The sequence below is a fragment of the Zoogloea oleivorans genome (genome assembly GCF_008107625.1).
GTDB lineage: Bacteria > Pseudomonadota > Gammaproteobacteria > Burkholderiales > Rhodocyclaceae > Zoogloea > Zoogloea oleivorans.
The window spans coordinates 10,859-27,905 of the sequence record NZ_SDKK01000033.1 but is presented as its reverse complement, the minus strand read 5'-3'; the positions used below and the strand labels follow the sequence as shown (position 1 = coordinate 27,905).

The window sequence follows — 17,047 nt, the reverse complement described above, 5'->3', positions numbered from 1 at the left end:
ACCATGCGCTTCGCCGCCCTCGCTGCCCTTTCGATTCACGACGTCAAGAACCGCCTTGCCTTGATGGCCGCCCGTGCGGAAAACCGCGGTGACAACGAAACCTTGCGCGACGCTCTGGCCGCCGCCGGGGAACTCACCCGCCTGCTCGCCTGCTACAAGGCCGAAACCGGCCTGCTGCGACCGGATATCGACGCTTTCAGTCCGGCCGATCTGGTGAAGGAACTGGTCACCGAAACACGCCCGCTGAGCCAGCTCGACATCCTCGGCGACAGCCAACTCGCGCCGCAATCCTGGTTCTACGATGAATCCCTGATCCGCATGGTGCTGGCCAACGCCTTGCACAACGCCCTCCGCTTCGCCCGCCAGCGCATTCTCGTCACTGCCCGCGAAAGCGGTGACTGGCTCGAACTCTGCGTCGCGGACGATGGCCCCGGCTACCCTCCCGAGATGCTCGCCAACCCGGCACGGCCTGCACCGATGAGCGAAGAGGGGGTCGGCATCGGCCTGTACCTCGCCCGCCATGTCGCCGCACTGCACGAGAACCATGGCTTCCGGGGCGAAGTCTCACTCGACAACGCGCCAGGGGCCGTCTTCTGCCTGAAGCTACCCCGCTGAGAGTAACGACGGGCCGGCGACGAAGGCCTGCAGCAGCCGGGCCCCGAGCAGAATGCGGTCCTCCTGATCGTGGATCACCCCATCGACGAGCACCTGCGGAACCTTCAGCAGGCCATCGGCGTCGGCCCCATGTTTCTGAATGATCGCCATGAAGGCCGCCAGTTCGCCCGCCTGGGACGGCCCCTGCAGCAGGAAGCCCTCATTCCGGCAGCTCATCAGGTTTTCTCCGGTACGGGCCAGCTCGATCCAGCGGCCCTGCTGCTGATACCCATCCCAACCATAGTGCTTGAGCGGCGCCACGTCCTGGCCGAATCGTGCCCCGCTTTGTTCGATGACAGCCAGGAGGTAAGGATCACGGTAGTAGCTGTTCAACTGCCACCGCTCCATCATGCACAGATCGAAACCCATGACACCGCTGGAGGAGATGTAAAGACCACTGTAGCCGGCACGCATGACGGGGTACTTGACCAGATAGTAACGCCAGTCAAATGCCCCGGCCTTTTCCTGCACGGCCAGGTAGGCATCAGCGATCGCCTGCAAACGCACGGAAATCGAGGCGCCGGCAGTGCAGGCCAGAGCGTCCAGCATGGAGAGCAGCGCCCCGCGGGTCCGGGCGAAGTCCGTGCTGGCGGAGTTGGTCAGCAGTTCTCGCCACACTGACGGCAGTTCCGGGCTGCCGAACTGATAGCGGCCCTCGCTCACCTGGCGGGAATAATTGCCGCAAGCCAGGAGGGCGGCGCCGATCTCCCTGAACGACGGCTTGCCATCCTCGGGGAAAACCTCGTGAAATAGCGCAGCGCGCCGGGCGAAGGTCGCTGCGTCCGCCCCCAGGTCGAAGACCGCAATGCAGCCCCGAAGCAGGTCGTGATCCTCAAGGCGATGGAGTATTTCCCGCAGGCCGGGATGATCGGGATGTCGAGCAAGAAAATCCGCCTTGCGCCCTTCCTCGTCGATTTGCCGTTTGTTGTAGGTCTGGACCTCACTCAGATCGCCTTTGCTGACGATCTGACTGGTTTCAACCAGCAAGGCCGAAAAACTGCCGGGTCGAATTTCGTCGTTCGAGGCAAACACCAGGTTGCGCACGGTCCGCAGCCGCTGGGCGAAATCCTCCGGCTTCGGGTCGGCCATCAGGTACTCGAGGACGGCGAAGAGCAGCAGGGTACGCGACAGGCTGAAGAGGCGATTCTTGCCGGCCATGATTCCGTATTTTTCGCAGCAGGCGCCAAGAAGATCCACCTGCTTGTCGAAGATCGCCACGGCACCGGGGCGATAGCCCTTCTCCGTGAAAATGCCGCGAAACCAGTCGGCGATCGTGTCCGCGCGCTTCAGGGGCCCAAAGACGGCGAAGAGGCTGTCGAGGGCGTCGAACAGGTAGCGCTGGGTAGCCAGGGGATCCTGGCCGTTTGCCTTGCCATAGATGCCTTTCGCCCAGAGGTCGATATCCCTGTCGAAAGCGTCCGGCTCAACGGGTAGACCATATCGGTGGATGACGATGTCGGTGAGGAAGCGGAACAGGCGCAGGAATTCGTCGTCGATGATGTCGTCGCTGCCACGCAAGGGCCACAACAGGTCCGACCAATCCTGATCCACCTTGCGGATGAACTCCTGGTAAGGGCTTTCCTTGCCGTCAAACCGGTCGTGGTGCGCCTCGGAAACCTCACGAAGCGTCTGCTCGAAATCTGCCTTGAAGTGTTCGAAGTCCGTGAGCGGCTTGCCCCGGGAATTCATCTTGATATAGAGCTCGTCAGTGAGCCCCATGTCCGCGAGGGACAGGCTCTCAAACGTGATGGCCGGCTCGTCATCACTCACCAGTCGCTGCCACGCGGCATGACAAACAGCACCATCGGCATTGCAAAAGAGGTCGTGGATGTCATCCAGCACCACCCGCATCGACTGAATGGTGGGATCGTGCCTCCAGGCACCGGCATACCAGTGCTGGTCACCCAGCCATGTCGACAGCTTGCCGGCGAGGGGAAAAGAGGGCCGCTGTGTGATCAGGTGTGCGCAGAAATCCCGGGCACTGTAGCGGGTCTTGTAGGTGAATTTCCCCAGAAAATCGCACTCGTCACCGGAGGCGCAGCAACGGGCCGCCAGGTACCAGTGTAGAAGGAACAGGGTGGTCAGACGCTGCTGACCATCGAGGGGAATCATCCGGCCGTCCTCGACCTCGCCGTAGACAAAATCGAGACCGACCGCCTCGCTGCCGGTCAGGGCGCCGTGCAAAACCTCAAGAAAAGCCTTGCGGATGCGCGGCACACCACCATCCTTGCGGCCCTGGGCGTAATCGCGCTGGACAATGGGAATCTCGATCCGCGAGACATCCCCCCGGCGGAAGACATTTCTGAAAGAAGTACTCATGACTGCACCTCCACAGCCGGCTTCAGGTAATTCCCGATGCCCCGCTCCGGCGAAAGGATCTCTTCCAGATAGGACGTCTGGTCATCCCTGCTCCAGAGATGCATCTGCTGGCTGCCGGCCTCGGTGTAGTACTTGAAAAATGCCCGCCGGGTACAGATGGGAATGAACTTCCCGGCCCGGTCGAGTTCGATGACGCGGAGGCGCTTCGCCTGAAAGGCCGCGTTGTTCAGGGCGCTATTGACGCTGCCCGAAAGCAGCGCCAGGTTGGCAATGGAATGCACCGCATCCTCGGTACCGGCCGGGTGCAGAAAATCCGCCATGATCCGGCGGGCAAGTGCCTTGAATATCGGCCCCGTCACCTTGCCGGCCACCACCTCATTGATCTCGTTCACCAGAGCCTGCTTGTCCGCCTCCCGGGACACATCATCAAGATGCAGCGCGGCGAGGGCGTGCTGGCTGTCAGACAACCAGTATTTCCACTGCGCCTCGGAGCTCAGCGGCTCGGCGTGCTGGGCATGGATATGCTCCAGGGACCAGTTTTCAGCCTTGTGGGAGTGAAAAGGATAGCGCTCCGACGAGTGCTCCAGACGACGCACCGAATCCACATTGAAGAGAAGCAGCAGACGTGCGCACTTTTCATAGTGGGTGTCGTAGGACAACTCCCGGATGGCCGCCGTGTCCTGACCGAGGGATGCCTTGATCTCGTCATCGAGAAAGGCCCGGAAAGCGGTCTTGGTGAGCCGCTTGCCGGACTCGTTCACGAGCTTTTCAAGACCGATACCGATCGCTACGAGATAGCCCACCTTGTGATAGAGCTCGCGGTCCTCGAACCACTCCCGCAGAAGGTGGTAGCGCTCCAGCACGGGTGCCCAGACTTTCCGCGAATCTTTCTCCTGACCATCCAGAATCTGCTTGAAATGCAGAAAGGTATGGAAACGCTCCTTCTCTCCCTCCGGCTTCATCGCAATCAGGTCGAAGAGGAATTCGATTCGCGTCGGATAGGCCGATCCCGGCTTGTTGGTCAGGAAGGCCCAGAACTCCTCGTCCTGCAGCTCCCGCTCAATCATGTCCCACTGGGTGGCGATCTCGATTTGCCGATGCTCGTCGGCCAGCTCGTTGCCACCCCGCCGCGCCAGCAACAGCGCCTTCACCAGTTCGGCATTGGTAAGGGCGATACGCCCGACGTTCAGGCGGGTAAACAGGGTCGTCGAATCGACGCCGCCGGCCTCATACCAGATCACATGGACCTGATCCTGCAGGTAGCCGTAAACACCGAGCCCCACGAATCTCGCTATTTTGCGGGTGCGCTCGGCGGTGGCCTTAAACCAGTCAGCAATACACTGGTAGGCGCCATGAATATGGAAAAAGTCGATGTTGTCATCCTTCTGCTCGGCAGTCAGATCGCGCAGATACTGGGTACTGCGCGGCCGGGTCTGATAGGACAGGGAAAAGGGCAGCTTGATATCCCCATCGACTTGCTGCTGCAGAAAGTGGTAAATCAAATACAGGGTCGTCAGCCGCTGCTGGCCATCGATCAGCTCGAAGCAGTCCTCCCCTTCGGCGCCCCCCTCAGCCGGCTGCGACTTGACGACGATGGGCTGCAGGCAATAGTTCTCATCCTTGCCCCGCTTGCCATCCGCGTAGATGTCGTCGAGCAGAGCCTTGACCTCATGCTCCCCCCAGCGATAGCCCCGCTGGTAAGCTGGCACAAAAAAATGACCGGCAATTTCTCCAACTTTTTTCAGGCGGGGATTTTCAGGGTGCGTGGACGTAGTCATCGGCGATATGTCCGCAATTACATTGCGGCGCTAATCCAGGAGGGTGCGTTCGGTTTGTCTTTCTGTCGCCCGGCCCATTAATTGACGCGATCGCGTCCAAACCGGGATGAATAGGCCAGAGGGGCCACCAGCAGTCGATCGATTCGCGAATCCACAGGGTCCCGCCAGTACTCCAGGCCCAAGCGCATTGACGTCTGCTGAGCGTCACTCCAGGACCGCGCGGTGCCGAACAGATGATCGAACAGCGGCACCGTGTTTGAAAAATTACTGTCGGTGAAGGGGCGCACAGCACTGTGATGCACGCGATGAAAGTCGGGCGTCACGACAACCCACCCGAGGGCCTGCTCCAGCGCTTCACTCAACCTCAGGTTCGCGTGACTGAATGCCGCGATGCTTGTACGCAAGAAACCGTAGAACAGGGTAATGGTGGGCGCCGGCCCCAGCAAAAGGACCACCGGCATGAGCAAAGCGGTCACGATCAGGGGCTCCAGTGGATGATGCCGGTGGGCCGTCGTCGCATCGACGTCTACGTCAGCGTGATGCACCGCATGGATTCGCCACAGCACGGGAACCGCGTGAAACAGGCGATGAATCCAGTAGCCGGCAAACTCGAGGCACAGTACGGTTGCCACGAACGCAGTAAGTGAACTCACCCCGAGTCGCGGCAGAAGTCCAATGTTCTGACCGCCCGTCATCGACATGGCGACAGCCACAGCGAAGGGCGCGACGGCGTACAGCAAACCCTCATTCACTGCCGCCAGACCCAGGTTATTGATCCAGCGCCATAGCCGAGGCCCAGACCTGACTCTGCGTGGCGCAAGGGCCTCCATCCCCAGCGCCACAGCGACGCCTCCGACCATCACGATCAGAGAAAACGCCGCGCCAGCGGCTACGAGGGCTTCCTGAGAAATCACTAATCAAGGGCGAACCGCACGACGCAGGAAGCACTTGGCGCAACCACCGTTGTCACTTCACAGCGGGGCATGATTGGCGTAGCAGAAGGAGGCGCCACGGCTACCTGACCAGGGTAGGGCGTAATGGCCGTGATCTGCTGGGGCTTGGTGGTCTGATTGGCAATTGAAATATCAATGTTGTTGACCAGCACATTAACGGTTCCGCCCGACTCAACATTGAACTGGAACCCAATGGCCAAGGCGCGCCCCATCCACTCCGTTGAAGAGGCCATGCCCAGTATCAGCAGGGCTCCAGCCACCAACACTGCCAGCGGACGTCCTCCTTTATTGCGCAAGACCCGAAACACCGTCACCGACATCAGCAATGCCAGGACCATCGTCATCCCTTCGGAAAGGGTCGGAATGCCTTGAGCGGCATAAGGCGCATAGGAAACCGTGCCTCCAGGCGTGCCAGCCAATGCATCCTGGCAGACCGCCATGAACAGGAACAGCAGACCGGAACCGGAAATCAGTTTGGAGTGTTTTCTCATGTGGTGAGCAGACGTCATGAAGGCCAAAGGGAAGGGGACAACAAGCCCAATTCAACCGGGCTGAATTTTTTAATAATTATGCCTTTTTTTGAAAAGATATTGAATTTATCAAAAACCCAGCTCATGCAAGAAGGCACTGCCGATCCAGGATTGCACTCCCCCACCCGCCCCGGGGGCACACCTGCTCGGCGATCCGCTCGTAGCTCTTCACCCAGTGCACACTCCCCAGTATCCCGCCCCTCGCCCAGCTCACTGACTTGCCTCGCCAGTCATTTGGCATGCAGGGATACAGTTTTCTGGTGTAGCCAGACGGCCCCCAACGAAGGAAAGATGACCAGATACGAAGCAATGCCACTGACTCAATGCGGCCTCTTGGATTGCATGGCCTTTTCCCGTGCGGGCAAGGAGCGGCTTGGGCTGCTCGCGCGGAAGAACGGCTGCGGAGGCTCGCTCAGCGAAGGCGGGATGAGCCCTGCTGACTCATTTCACGACTCCTGAAGTAGTTACGCGAGTTGCGTGAAGCGACGAGTTTTCGCTTTTGAGCGCGCAGGCGCGTGCGACCGCAGAACATTCACGATTGCCGCAGTCGAGCACAACCGGTCACCATTCGGGCTGGCAGGGCAGAAAAGTACCAGCAAAGCAAAAAGCCCAGCTTGGAGGCTGGGCTTTTTGCTTGAATATTCTGGTGGCCAGTCGCGGAATCGAACCACGGACACGCGGATTTTCAATCCGCTGCTCTACCAACTGAGCTAACTGGCCAAAGAGTTCAAGCATTGTAGCCAAGCTTTTCCGCTTCGTCAAATACAAAATCAAACTTTCTCACTCTCGGGCCTCAGCCGGGTGGAAATTGCTCTGCGGTCGAGCGCGGAGCCTGGAGGTCGAGCGCATTGGCATCGTCGAGGGCGCCGCGACTGCGCGGAAAAACAACCTGCGCGATGGTGCCCTTGCCGCAAGGGTTGGGAATGAGGCTGACCTTGGCCCGATGCAGTTCCGCAATCTCGCGGACGATGGGCAGACCGAGGCCTGAACCGCTTTCCGAGCTGCCAAGAACCCGATAGAAGCGCTCGAAAACACGCTCCCGGTCGGTGTCGGGAACACCGATCCCGGTGTCTTCCACTTCGACGATGGCACGCTCGGTGGCGATGGTGCGCACGGTCACACAACCGCCTTCGGGCGTGTATTTGATGGCGTTGTCGATGAGGTTTTTGAGCAACTCACCGAGCAGCACCGGGTTGCCGTCGATGACAAGAGGCGATCCGGTAGTTTCAAGACCGAAGTCGATGTTCTTCTGGCGCGCGCGCGGCACGAAATCGCTAAGCATGGCGCGCAGCAGGGCCTCCAGGTCGACGCGTTCGACAGCGTAGATCTTCTCGTAACTGGCCTCTGCGCGGGCGAGAGACAGCAGTTGGTTGATCAGGTGACTGGCCCGCTCGGCACTCTGGGAAATGTGTTCAAGGGAGCGATGCACCTGGACCGGATCGGTTTCCATCAGCGCCAGGTCGGTCTGCATGCGCAAGCCGGTAAGCGGCGTGCGCATCTGATGGGCCGCGTCGGCAATGAAGCGCTGCTGAGCCTGCAGGTTCTCTTCGAGGCGCGCCATCATTTCGTTGAAGGCGATGATCAGCGGCCGCACCTCCTCGGGCACCCCGGTAACGGAAATCGGTGACAGGTCGGACGGGCGACGCCTTCGAATGAGGCGCTGCAACTGGTTGAGCGGCGCGATGCCGCGGGACAGGCCGAGCCAGACAAGGATGACCGCAATCGGAATGATGGCGAACTGGGGCAGCAGCACGCCAGTCACCACGCGCGAGGCCAGCGTGCTGCGCTTGTTGCGCGTTTCGGCAACCTGCAAAAGCACCAGTCGGCTTGGAATGCTGTCGATGGGCTGCAGGAACTGGTAGGCGACGCGCACCTCCTCGCCAGCGATGGTTTCGTCACGGAACATCACCAGATCGGGCACCACGTTATCAGGCGCCTTGATCGCCGGAATGTCCTTGTCGCCGGCCAGCAGTTCGTTCTTGAAACCCAGCACCTGGTAATAAACGGTGTCGTCTTCATCGGCCCGCAGGATCAGGCGGGCCGGGGCGGGGAAGTTAACCCGCGCCTGGCCATTCTCGAGCTTCACGAGACGCGCGATGGCACGCACATTGACCGCCAGGGCCTGGTCGTAGGGCTGGTTGGCGATGCTGTTGGCGACGTTGTGGGTGACGATGATGGAGATCGGCCACAGGAACAACAATGGCGCAAGCATCCAGTCGAGGATCTCGCCGAACAGGGAGTTGAAAGACTTGCCATCGGCAGCGGATTCCTCCGCCATCTTGCGCCACCTAGGCGACCACATCCGGCTTTTCCAGGCAGTATCCGAGGCCGCGCACCGTCACGATCTGCACCCCGCTCTGCTCGAGTTTCTTGCGCAGGCGGTGCACATACACTTCGATGGCGTTATTGGAGACTTCCTCGCCCCAGCCACACAGGTGATCCACCAGTTGCTCCTTGCTCACCAGACGGCCGGCGCGCAGCAGCAGCACTTCGAGCAAGCCCACCTCGCGAGCAGACAACTCAACCACCTGCCCGTCAATTTTGACGACCCGGTCGGCCTGGTCGTAAACGAGCCGGGCATATTCGATGCAGCGTGCCTGGCCGGTGCCACGGCGCGTCAGGGCGCGCACACGGGCTTCCAGTTCGGGCAGGGCAAAAGGCTTGGTCAGATAATCGTCAGCACCGGCATCGAGCCCGCGGACACGGTCCTCGATGCCGTCCTGGGCAGTGAGAATCAGGACCGGCGTGACGCACTTGCGCGAACGCAGGCGGCGCAGAACCTCGATACCCAGCAATTTCGGCAAGCCGAGATCGAGGATGAGCAAATCGAATGTCTGACTCAACAAAGCGGCATCCGCATCGGCCCCGTTGGGCACATGATCCACCGCATAGCCTGCTTTTTTCAGCGCCCGGCACAAGCCGTCGGCGATGATCAGGTCATCCTCAGCCAACAAGATCCGCATGACGTATTCGAAGGGGCAGAAGTGTAAGTTTGAAGTAAGCGGAATCCGGCATATTCGATCCGCTGTTCTCCTTTTACTCGGTCTTGGGGGCAAGGTTGCGGCTTGCGCTGCGACAAAGCCTCGGGGGATTGGGCCGCCCGACGGTCCATCCCCCGCCGTCTTTTTGCCCTTGCCGAGACAGCACACCCCACGCTCACTGGCGACAGGGCTTCGCACTTCCCGGCGTGTCCGCCGACATCTTCCAAAACGAATTCAGCCGAGTCTAGCACAGGGGCGCTTTGCCGATCCTGACGCGGGCCGGGTGAACGCAACATGCCATGAAAAAACCCCGGTCTGCCGAAAGGCAGCCGGGGTTTTTGTTTTGCATCTCCCCGACGCCGAAGCGCTGGGGAGAGAGGTAAAGCGGCTTAGTGACCCGATGCGCCGGAGGCGCCGATACCGGTTTCGGACCGGATCAGCTGGGCAGCAAAGTCGGCCCGTTCCTGCTGGGCGTTGGCGCTGCGATCCAGGATCGAGAACAGCCAGATACCCACGAAACCGATGGTCATCGAGAACAGGCAAGGCGAAGTGTAGGGGAACCAGGCGGAGCCCTTCGGGTTGCCGAGGGTGACTTCCCAGACGGACGGGGAAACCACGGTCAGAGCCACGGAAGCGATCAGACCCAGAAAACCGCCGATCACCGCACCCTTGGTGGTGCAATCCTTCCACAGCACGCTCATGAAGAGCACCGGGAAGTTGGCGGACGCGGCGATGGCGAAGGCCAGGGACACCATGAAGGCGATGTTCTGCTTTTCGAAGGCGATACCCAGGACCACGGCGATAACACCGAGAACGATGGTAGTGATACGGGACACGCGCAGTTCAGCGGCAGAGTCTGCATTGCCCTTCTTGAACACCGTGGCGTACAAGTCATGCGACACAGCAGATGCGCCGGACAGCGTCAGGCCGGCAACCACAGCCAGAATGGTAGCGAAGGCAACCGCGGAGATGAAGCCGAGGAAGACGTTGCCGCCGACAGCGTTGGCCAGGTGAATAGCCGCCATGTTGCCGCCACCCTTCAGAACACCCTTGGCATCCAGGAAGGTCGGATCGGTCAGCACGAAGGTGATGGCGCCGAAGCCGATGATGAAGGTCAGGATGTAGAAGTAACCGATCCAGACAGTCGCCCAACCCACGGACTTGCGGGCTTCCTTGGCATCCGGCACGGTGAAGAAGCGCATCAGGATGTGGGGCAGGCCGGCGGTACCGAACATCAGCGCCATACCGAAGGAGATGGCGGAGATCGGATCCTTCACGAAAGAGCCCGGGCCCATGATGGAATCACCCTTGGCGGCAGCGAGGACAGCGATGTCCTTGCCCGTCTTGGCAGCTTCCTCGATGAGCTTGGCGTCCTTGAGGGCCAGACCGGTCTTGATTTCAACAGCCTTGGCGAACATCGCCTCGGGGCTGAAACCAAACTTGATCAGCACCATGAAGGCCATGAAGGAGGCGCCGCACAGCAGCAGCACAGCCTTGATGATCTGCACCCAAGTGGTGGCAGTCATGCCGCCGAAGAGCACGTACACCATCATCAGCGCGCCGACGATCACCACCGCCATCCAGTACTCGAGACCGAAGAGCAGCTTGATCAGCTGACCGGCACCGACCATCTGGGCGATGAGGTAGAAGGCCACCACGACCAGCGTGCCGGAAGCGGCAAAGGCGCGGATCGGGGTTTGCTGGAAGCGGTAACCGGCCACGTCGGCAAAGGTGAATTTGCCGAGGTTGCGCAGGCGCTCTGCCATCAGGAAGGTGATGATCGGCCAGCCGACGAGGAAGCCGATCGCATAGATCAGGCCATCGTAGCCGTTGGCCATCACCGCAGCGGAAATACCCAGGAAGGACGCAGCAGACATGTAGTCGCCGGCGATCGCCAGGCCGTTCTGGAAACCGGTGATGCCACCGCCGGCGGTGTAGAAGTCAGCCGCAGACTTGGTCTTGGAGGCAGCCCACTTGGTGATGAACATCGTGCCGGCGACGAAAACGCCGAACATGGCGATCGCCGTCCAGTTGGTGGCCTGCTTTTCAACCTGGCCCATATCGGCGCCGGCAGCCAGCAAGGCGCCGGAGGCCAGCACGGCCAGAAGGCCGAAGATCAGTTTGGATGTACGCATCACTTGGTGGCCTCCTTGATGACCTGAGCCTTCAGATCGTCAAATTCGGTATTGGCGCGGCGAATGTAGATGCCGGTAATGATGATGGTGAACAGGATCACGCCAACGCCGATGGGAATCCCGATCGAGGTCACGCCTGCACCGGTTTTCTGGGCCAGGAAATCCTTGTTGAACGCCACCAGCAGGATGTAGCCGTAGTACACGACCAGCATCGAGAGCGTCATGATCCAGCCGTAGCTGTTGCGTTTTGAGACCAGCTCCTGGTACTTAGGGTTTGCCCGGATGCGGTCGCCGAGGTCGTCTTTCATTTTTCTCCTCCTCTTCGAATTAACCTTGGAAGTAGCCGAAACGGCTCCTTTAAGGGTGTTAGGCAAGGTACCGGCGGAGCCTTACTGTGAACTTACGTGTGCGTCAGCTTCAGAAAGCACCTTAACGAAAGACAAGAAACCCGGCCTGCAAAACAAAAAACCCCGCCGAAGCGGGGTTTTTCATGGAACCGGCTGGTTCGGGAACGCAGGGATTACATCCCCATGCCGCCCATACCACCCATGCCGCCCATACCACCCATGTCGCCCATGCCGCCGGCCGGCTTGTCTTCAGCCAGTTCAGCAACCATGCAGTCGGTGGTGAGCATCAGGCTGGCCACGGAGGCCGCGTTCTGCAGTGCAGTGCGGGTCACCTTGGTCGGATCGAGCACGCCCATTTCAACCATGTCGCCGTACACTCCGGTGGCAGCGTTGTAACCAAAGTTGCCCGTACCTTCGGCAACCTTGTTCACCACCACGGAGGGTTCGTCGCCAGCGTTGGCAACGATCTCGCGCATCGGCTGCTCCATCGCACGCAGAACGATCTTGATACCGGCGTCCTGGTCGTGGTTGTCACCCTTCAGGCTGCCAAGGTTGGCACGGGCACGCAGCAGGGCTACGCCGCCGCCGGGAACGATGCCTTCTTCAACAGCAGCGCGGGTGGCGTGCAGGGCATCTTCCACGCGAGCCTTCTTTTCCTTCATTTCGACTTCGGTGGCAGCGCCAACCTTGATCACGGCAACACCGCCGGCCAGCTTGGCCACGCGTTCCTGCAGCTTTTCACGGTCGTAGTCGGAAGTGGCTTCCTCGATCTGCACGCGGATTTGCTTGACGCGGGCTTCGATACGCTCGGCAACACCGGCGCCGTCGATGAGGGTGGTGTTTTCCTTGCCCACTTCGATGCGCTTGGCCTGGCCGAGGTCGGTCAGGGCAGCCTTTTCGAGGGTCAGGCCGACTTCTTCGGCGATCACCTGGCCGCCGGTCAGCACGGCGATGTCTTCCAGCATGGCCTTGCGACGGTCGCCGAAGCCCGGCGCCTTGACGGCACAGGTCTTGAGGATGCCGCGGATGTTGTTCACCACGAGGGTGGCCAGCGCTTCGCCATCCACATCTTCAGCAACGATCAGCAGCGGGCGGCCAGCCTTGGCAACTTGCTCCAGGATCGGCAGCAGGTCGCGGATGTTGGAGATCTTCTTGTCGAACAGCAGGACGAAGGGGTTGTCCAGAATGGCAACCTGCTTCTCCGGGTTGTTGATGAAGTAGGGGGACAGGTAGCCGCGGTCGAACTGCATGCCTTCGACGACGTCCAGCTCGTTGTTCAGGCTCTTGCCATCTTCAACGGTGATGACGCCTTCCTTGCCGACCTTTTCCATCGCGTTGGCGATGATTTCACCGATCGAGGAATCGGAGTTGGCGGAGATGGAGCCAACCTGGGCGATTTCCTTGTTGGTGGAACAGGGCTTGGACAGCTTCTTCAGCTCTTCGATGGTGGCCACGACAGCCTTGTCGATGCCGCGCTTCAGGTCCATCGGGTTCATGCCGGCGGCAACGAACTTCATGCCTTCGCGAACGATCGACTGGGCCAGCACGGTGGCGGTGGTGGTGCCGTCACCGGCGATGTCGGAGGTCTTGGAAGCGACTTCCTTGACCATCTGGGCGCCCATGTTGGCGAACTTGTCCTTGAGCTCGATTTCCTTGGCCACGGACACACCGTCCTTGGTCACGGTCGGGGCGCCGAAAGAGCGCTCGAGCACAACGTTGCGACCCTTGGGGCCCAGGGTGACCTTGACCGCATCGGCCAGGACGTTGATACCTTCAACCATGCGAGCACGGGCGGAATCGCCAAACTTTACTTCTTTAGCAGCCATTTAATACTCCTGAATTCTATGAATGTAGGTCGGGCCACAGCCCGACTTGCGAGTGGGTGCGGGAGGCTCAGGCCTCGACCACGCCCATGATGTCTTCTTCGCGCATGACCAGCAGTTCCTGGCCGTCGACCTTGACGGTCTGACCGGCGTACTTGCCGAACAGGACACGGTCGCCAACCTTCACGTCCATCTTGCGTACTTCGCCGTTCTCGAGGATCTTGCCGTGGCCAACGGCCAGGATCTCGCCCTGATCGGGCTTCTCGCCGGCGGAGTCGGGGATGACGATACCGCTGGAAGTGGTGCGCTCGGCTTCAATGCGCTTGACGATCACGCGGTCATGCAAGGGACGGATATTCATGTACAGGTCTCCTACTCGGTTCAAACCGGGCAAAACGCTGCCCGACTAAAAAAAACGTTGGCCAACAGGCGGTTAGCGGATAGTGGCGGCGGGCTGTTAGCACTCACCGCCTACGAGTGCTAATAATAGGGTCACCCCTGCCCCTTTTCAAGAGCAGGCCCAACGTTTTTTTCTGTCTCGGGAAAAGGCCGCTGAAACTCAACGCCCGTCCGGGCGATCGAGATGCCCCCACGACACAGGGCGGCCACGACGATCATAGGTGACGAGTTCCGCACGCGCCGGCTTGGCCACCGGGATCGCGAACTGGAGGGCTGTACGGCCCCGGGTACAGGCGCGCCTTTGCAGGGCAAGGCGAAACACGGTGTAACCCGGCACACCGGGCGCGGCATCGAACCCCGGCAAGGCATCCGGGTAAGCCTCCGCCTCCTTCCGGGTGACCAGCCGATAGCGAACCCGGCAAGCCGGATTGGCCCGACTGCCCGACCACTTCACAAAGGCCGGCGTCACCAACAGCCGGCCATAAATGGCCCTGGTCGCGCGGTCGCCCCCCTCCCAGGCGCCGAGCAACAAGGCATCATCCCCCCACGCGGGAGGCGCCACAAACAATGCGGCACCAAGCAGCAACCAGCTTCCGCGGCACACTCCAGCCAGCAAACCGGGACGAGTCATCAGACTTTTACCGGACGATTCCAGAGTTCGATCTCCTTGTTGCGGCGATTCACCAGCCCCTTCACGATCTTTCCGTTGTCCCGGACCCAGCGCAGCAGCTGGGCCGGAACCTGATCATGGTGCCCGGCGTTGAGCACCTTCAGCAAGGTACTGCTTGCAAAAGCGCTGCCCCCCACATTGAAGGCAAAGGAAACCAGCGCATCGAACTGATTCTGGTTCAGCGCAACCCTGACCCCACCGTTCACTGCGGCTTCGGCCGGGTCGAGATCCTGGTCGAGCAAGTCCCAGCATTGCTGCACGGTCAGCCCCTTGCGATAGACCACCGGCTTGCCCTTGATGATGATCTTGCCGGACATGCGCTCCGAGCGGGTCATCAGGTGGCCGATACCGATAGTCGGCGCCCCGCCGGAGTCCAGGTACTCGTTGAGATCCAGCCCCTCCCACTCCTGGAAGAGCGCCCGGCCGGACTGGCCGACTTGCATGTTTCCCATTTTCGTCTCCCCTTGCCCGAACAAGAAAATACCGGTCGCGATGTGGCACGCCTGTCCAGCCAATATAGATGCCGGAGGGCGCCGCCGACAGGCCGATAGCCCCTTCCCGGCAGCACCCGCCCCCGCTTTTCCCAAAACCCCGGAACAGCTATGTAAAACAATGTCTTGCGTGACACAAAGAAGCAATTGAGGACCTGAATGCTGATCAAACCCTTCTAGAATCGGCGCAGACATATTGCAACGCGGCGAACCGCATCGACGGCAGGCAAAAGACGCGCACGCCATCCGCTCCGCCCATGAACCACCGGGAGAACGTCCGCCATGTACGCCCAAACAGCCCTTCGTCTTTGCCATTCCGGCATGGATAGCCGTGCCCTTTACGCGTTCGAGATCTTTCTCTCGCGGATCGGCCCGAACGCCTGCCAAATCTCCGACGAGGGCGCGGCCGACGTCGCACTGATCGACGTGGACACCGAACTGGGGCCCTACCTGCTGAAAGGTCACCGCCTGCTCTACCCCTCGCGGCCGCTGATCGTCACCACCCAGGCCCCGGGAGGACGTCCCGACCCGCTGACCATCGAGGTTGCGAAGCCCATCGGGCTGACCGCCTTCTCGGCCGCCCTGACCAAGGTCCGCAGGCTGCTGCCGCCCTCTGCCATCAGCCTGCGGGATGTCGCCGAAGGCACCGAGCTGAACCTTGAAGCCATTCCCGACGAACTCCAGATCACCGACCTGCAAGCGCTTCAGGAAACGGGCACAGCACACACCCGGGCAGATCGGGGGCTCACGCTGCGCCAGATGGAGGAGCGCCTGTCCATTTTGTACGTAGGCTCCATGCCCGACGTGGACCTGGACAACCCGACAACCCACACCACCCTGTTCTACGCCCCCGAGAACTTTCTGCAGGGCGCCCTCGCCCGGGCCATTGCTCACGCCCGTGAAATCGACCGCCCCATGCGCATCAACGATGCCAGCGGCGCGGCCCTGTTCCTTGATCCACGCAGCGGGCTGGCCTACCCGACGCGCAGCGCCAACGCCATGCGCGCCCTCGCCCAGCTGCCAACCCGCGGCACCGTCTCGATGGCCCGCCTCGAGCCCCGCGATGCCCCGCTGCTCGACGGCCTCGTCAGCCGGCCGCTGGAAGCGCTGGAATGGGACCTGGCCCTGTGGGCATCCCGTGGCCGACTGCCCTGCGGCACCCACCTCGACCACCCGATCCGCCTGCACTGCTGGCCCAACCTGACCCGCCTGGCGGTGCCGCCGGAAGCCATGCGCATCGCCGGCCTGTGGTCGCGGGGCAGCATCAGTCTGCGCGAAACGGTACGCGTACTTGGCGTCCCCCAGCGCTACGTGTTCGCCTTCTACAGCGCCTGCCATGCCCTCGGCCTGGTGGAGCAGATCAGCCTGCCCTCCGCCTTGCCGGGGAGCCGCCTCGCCCCGGCAGCCGCCGCCCCGGCGCAACCCGCGCCGCCCCCACGCGGCCTCTTCAAACGTCTCCTCGGAAAACTGCTCGGCGCCCGGCTGAATGAGGATGCAACTGACTGAGGCTGGCCGGGGCCGGGGCCGGAGCCCTGCCAAAGATGCAAGCTTCGCGCAAGAAAGCAGACAGGTGAGCGACAGGGAAGCCTCCTAGACTGGCCAATCCGACCGATTCCGCCAGCAGGCATGCGCACCCCCAGCCCTCTCCTTCTCGCCGCACTCCTGTTGCCGCTGCCCTGCCTCGTGCAAGCGGCCGACGCAACCCGCCTGAGCCTTGCCGACGCCGAAAAGCGGCTGCTCGAAACCAACCCGGCCATCCTCCAGGCCAAGGCTGCGGTAGCCGGTGCCCGCGCCGGCATCGACATGGCCGGCGCCCGCCCCAACCCCACCCTCACCGCCTCCGTCACCAGCATCAATCCCTCGCGCAACAGCGGCGCAGCCTGGGACCGGCCGATGGACAGCGTGTTGCGCGTCGACCAGCTCCTCGAACGGGGCGACAAGCGCGACCTGCGCCTGCGTGCCGCCGA

14 protein-coding genes, 1 tRNA gene and 1 pseudogene are annotated in these 17,047 nt (G+C 61.4%); 3 read left to right on the top strand and 13 right to left on the bottom strand.

What is annotated here, in order from left to right; all coding sequences use genetic code 11:
• Positions 1-3: 3 nt before the first annotated feature.
• Positions 4-615: a sensor histidine kinase gene (locus ETQ85_RS22965; RefSeq protein WP_148581380.1), complete on the top strand. Its 612-nt coding sequence runs from the start codon at positions 4-6 to the stop codon at positions 613-615.
• Here the strand turns inward: ETQ85_RS22965 and ETQ85_RS22960 are convergent.
• The 13 genes from ETQ85_RS22960 to ETQ85_RS26395 all read right to left on the bottom strand — a co-directional run bounded on the left by ETQ85_RS22960 (position 604) and on the right by ETQ85_RS26395 (position 15,041).
• Positions 604-2,973: a DUF262 domain-containing protein gene (locus ETQ85_RS22960; protein WP_148581379.1), complete on the bottom strand. Its 2,370-nt coding sequence runs from the start codon at positions 2,971-2,973 to the stop codon at positions 604-606. The genes ETQ85_RS22965 and ETQ85_RS22960 overlap by 12 nt on opposite strands.
• Entirely contained in the window at positions 2,970-4,751 is a 1,782-nt protein-coding gene (locus tag ETQ85_RS22955) for a DUF262 domain-containing protein (protein ID WP_148581378.1), read from the bottom strand. Before ETQ85_RS22955 ends, ETQ85_RS22960 begins: the two co-directional genes overlap by 4 nt.
• A 77-nt stretch (positions 4,752-4,828) precedes the next feature.
• Positions 4,829-5,491: a sterol desaturase family protein gene (locus tag ETQ85_RS22950; protein ID WP_187394829.1), complete on the bottom strand. Its 663-nt coding sequence runs from the start codon at positions 5,489-5,491 to the stop codon at positions 4,829-4,831.
• Between the two features lie 173 nt (positions 5,492-5,664).
• Positions 5,665-6,195, bottom strand: a complete 531-nt coding sequence (locus tag ETQ85_RS22945; RefSeq protein ID WP_187394828.1) for a midcut-by-XrtH protein — start codon at positions 6,193-6,195, stop codon at positions 5,665-5,667.
• A gap of 683 nt (positions 6,196-6,878) precedes the next feature.
• Positions 6,879-6,954 (bottom strand) — tRNA-Phe (locus ETQ85_RS22940).
• Positions 6,955-7,027: 73 nt separating this feature from the next.
• Entirely contained in the window at positions 7,028-8,512 is a 1,485-nt protein-coding gene (locus ETQ85_RS22935) for a sensor histidine kinase (RefSeq protein WP_246128878.1), read from the bottom strand.
• Positions 8,513-8,522: 10 nt separating this feature from the next.
• The gene (locus ETQ85_RS22930; protein ID WP_148581374.1) at positions 8,523-9,197 is read right to left on the bottom strand and encodes a response regulator; all 675 of its coding nucleotides are present in this window, start codon (positions 9,195-9,197) and stop codon (positions 8,523-8,525) included.
• A gap of 407 nt (positions 9,198-9,604) precedes the next feature.
• Complete coding sequence (locus ETQ85_RS22925) at positions 9,605-11,350, bottom strand: cation acetate symporter (RefSeq protein ID WP_148581373.1); 1,746 nt, start codon at positions 11,348-11,350, stop codon at positions 9,605-9,607.
• The gene (locus ETQ85_RS22920; protein WP_148581372.1) at positions 11,350-11,658 is read right to left on the bottom strand and encodes a DUF485 domain-containing protein; all 309 of its coding nucleotides are present in this window, start codon (positions 11,656-11,658) and stop codon (positions 11,350-11,352) included. Before ETQ85_RS22920 ends, ETQ85_RS22925 begins: the two co-directional genes overlap by 1 nt.
• A gap of 212 nt (positions 11,659-11,870) precedes the next feature.
• Complete coding sequence (groL, locus tag ETQ85_RS22915) at positions 11,871-13,523, bottom strand: chaperonin GroEL (RefSeq protein ID WP_148581371.1); 1,653 nt, start codon at positions 13,521-13,523, stop codon at positions 11,871-11,873.
• Positions 13,524-13,590: 67 nt separating this feature from the next.
• Positions 13,591-13,881: a co-chaperone GroES gene (gene groES, locus ETQ85_RS22910; protein ID WP_148581370.1), complete on the bottom strand. Its 291-nt coding sequence runs from the start codon at positions 13,879-13,881 to the stop codon at positions 13,591-13,593.
• 198 nt (positions 13,882-14,079) lie between these two features.
• Complete coding sequence (locus tag ETQ85_RS22905; RefSeq protein WP_148581369.1) at positions 14,080-14,550, bottom strand: hypothetical protein; 471 nt, start codon at positions 14,548-14,550, stop codon at positions 14,080-14,082.
• The gene (locus ETQ85_RS26395; protein ID WP_187394827.1) at positions 14,550-15,041 is read right to left on the bottom strand and encodes a lysozyme; all 492 of its coding nucleotides are present in this window, start codon (positions 15,039-15,041) and stop codon (positions 14,550-14,552) included. The genes ETQ85_RS22905 and ETQ85_RS26395 overlap by 1 nt, the downstream gene beginning before the upstream one ends.
• Positions 15,042-15,362: 321 nt before the next feature.
• Here ETQ85_RS26395 and ETQ85_RS26390 point away from each other — a divergent pair, with 321 nt between their 5' ends.
• Positions 15,363-16,586 (top strand): hypothetical protein, encoded by a 1,224-nt coding sequence (locus ETQ85_RS26390; RefSeq protein ID WP_187394826.1) that lies wholly within the window; start codon positions 15,363-15,365, stop codon positions 16,584-16,586.
• Between the two features lie 120 nt (positions 16,587-16,706).
• Positions 16,707-17,047: pseudogene (locus ETQ85_RS22890) on the top strand (TolC family protein); the annotation flags it as partial.

Coding starts and splice junctions, on each gene's coding strand:
- ETQ85_RS22965 (WP_148581380.1), top strand. CDS start 4: ATGCGCTTCGCCGCCCTCGCTGCCCTTTCGATTCACGACGTCAAGAAC.
- ETQ85_RS22960 (WP_148581379.1), bottom strand. CDS start 2,973: ATGAGTACTTCTTTCAGAAATGTCTTCCGCCGGGGGGATGTCTCGCGG.
- ETQ85_RS22955 (WP_148581378.1), bottom strand. CDS start 4,751: ATGACTACGTCCACGCACCCTGAAAATCCCCGCCTGAAAAAAGTTGGA.
- ETQ85_RS22920 (WP_148581372.1), bottom strand. CDS start 11,658: ATGAAAGACGACCTCGGCGACCGCATCCGGGCAAACCCTAAGTACCAG.
- groL (WP_148581371.1), bottom strand. CDS start 13,523: ATGGCTGCTAAAGAAGTAAAGTTTGGCGATTCCGCCCGTGCTCGCATG.
- ETQ85_RS22945 (WP_187394828.1), bottom strand. CDS start 6,195: ATGAGAAAACACTCCAAACTGATTTCCGGTTCCGGTCTGCTGTTCCTG.
- ETQ85_RS22930 (WP_148581374.1), bottom strand. CDS start 9,197: ATGCGGATCTTGTTGGCTGAGGATGACCTGATCATCGCCGACGGCTTG.
- groES (WP_148581370.1), bottom strand. CDS start 13,881: ATGAATATCCGTCCCTTGCATGACCGCGTGATCGTCAAGCGCATTGAA.
- ETQ85_RS22935 (WP_246128878.1), bottom strand. CDS start 8,512: ATGGCGGAGGAATCCGCTGCCGATGGCAAGTCTTTCAACTCCCTGTTC.
- ETQ85_RS22925 (WP_148581373.1), bottom strand. CDS start 11,350: ATGCGTACATCCAAACTGATCTTCGGCCTTCTGGCCGTGCTGGCCTCC.
- ETQ85_RS22905 (WP_148581369.1), bottom strand. CDS start 14,550: ATGACTCGTCCCGGTTTGCTGGCTGGAGTGTGCCGCGGAAGCTGGTTG.
- ETQ85_RS26395 (WP_187394827.1), bottom strand. CDS start 15,041: ATGGGAAACATGCAAGTCGGCCAGTCCGGCCGGGCGCTCTTCCAGGAG.
- ETQ85_RS26390 (WP_187394826.1), top strand. CDS start 15,363: ATGTACGCCCAAACAGCCCTTCGTCTTTGCCATTCCGGCATGGATAGC.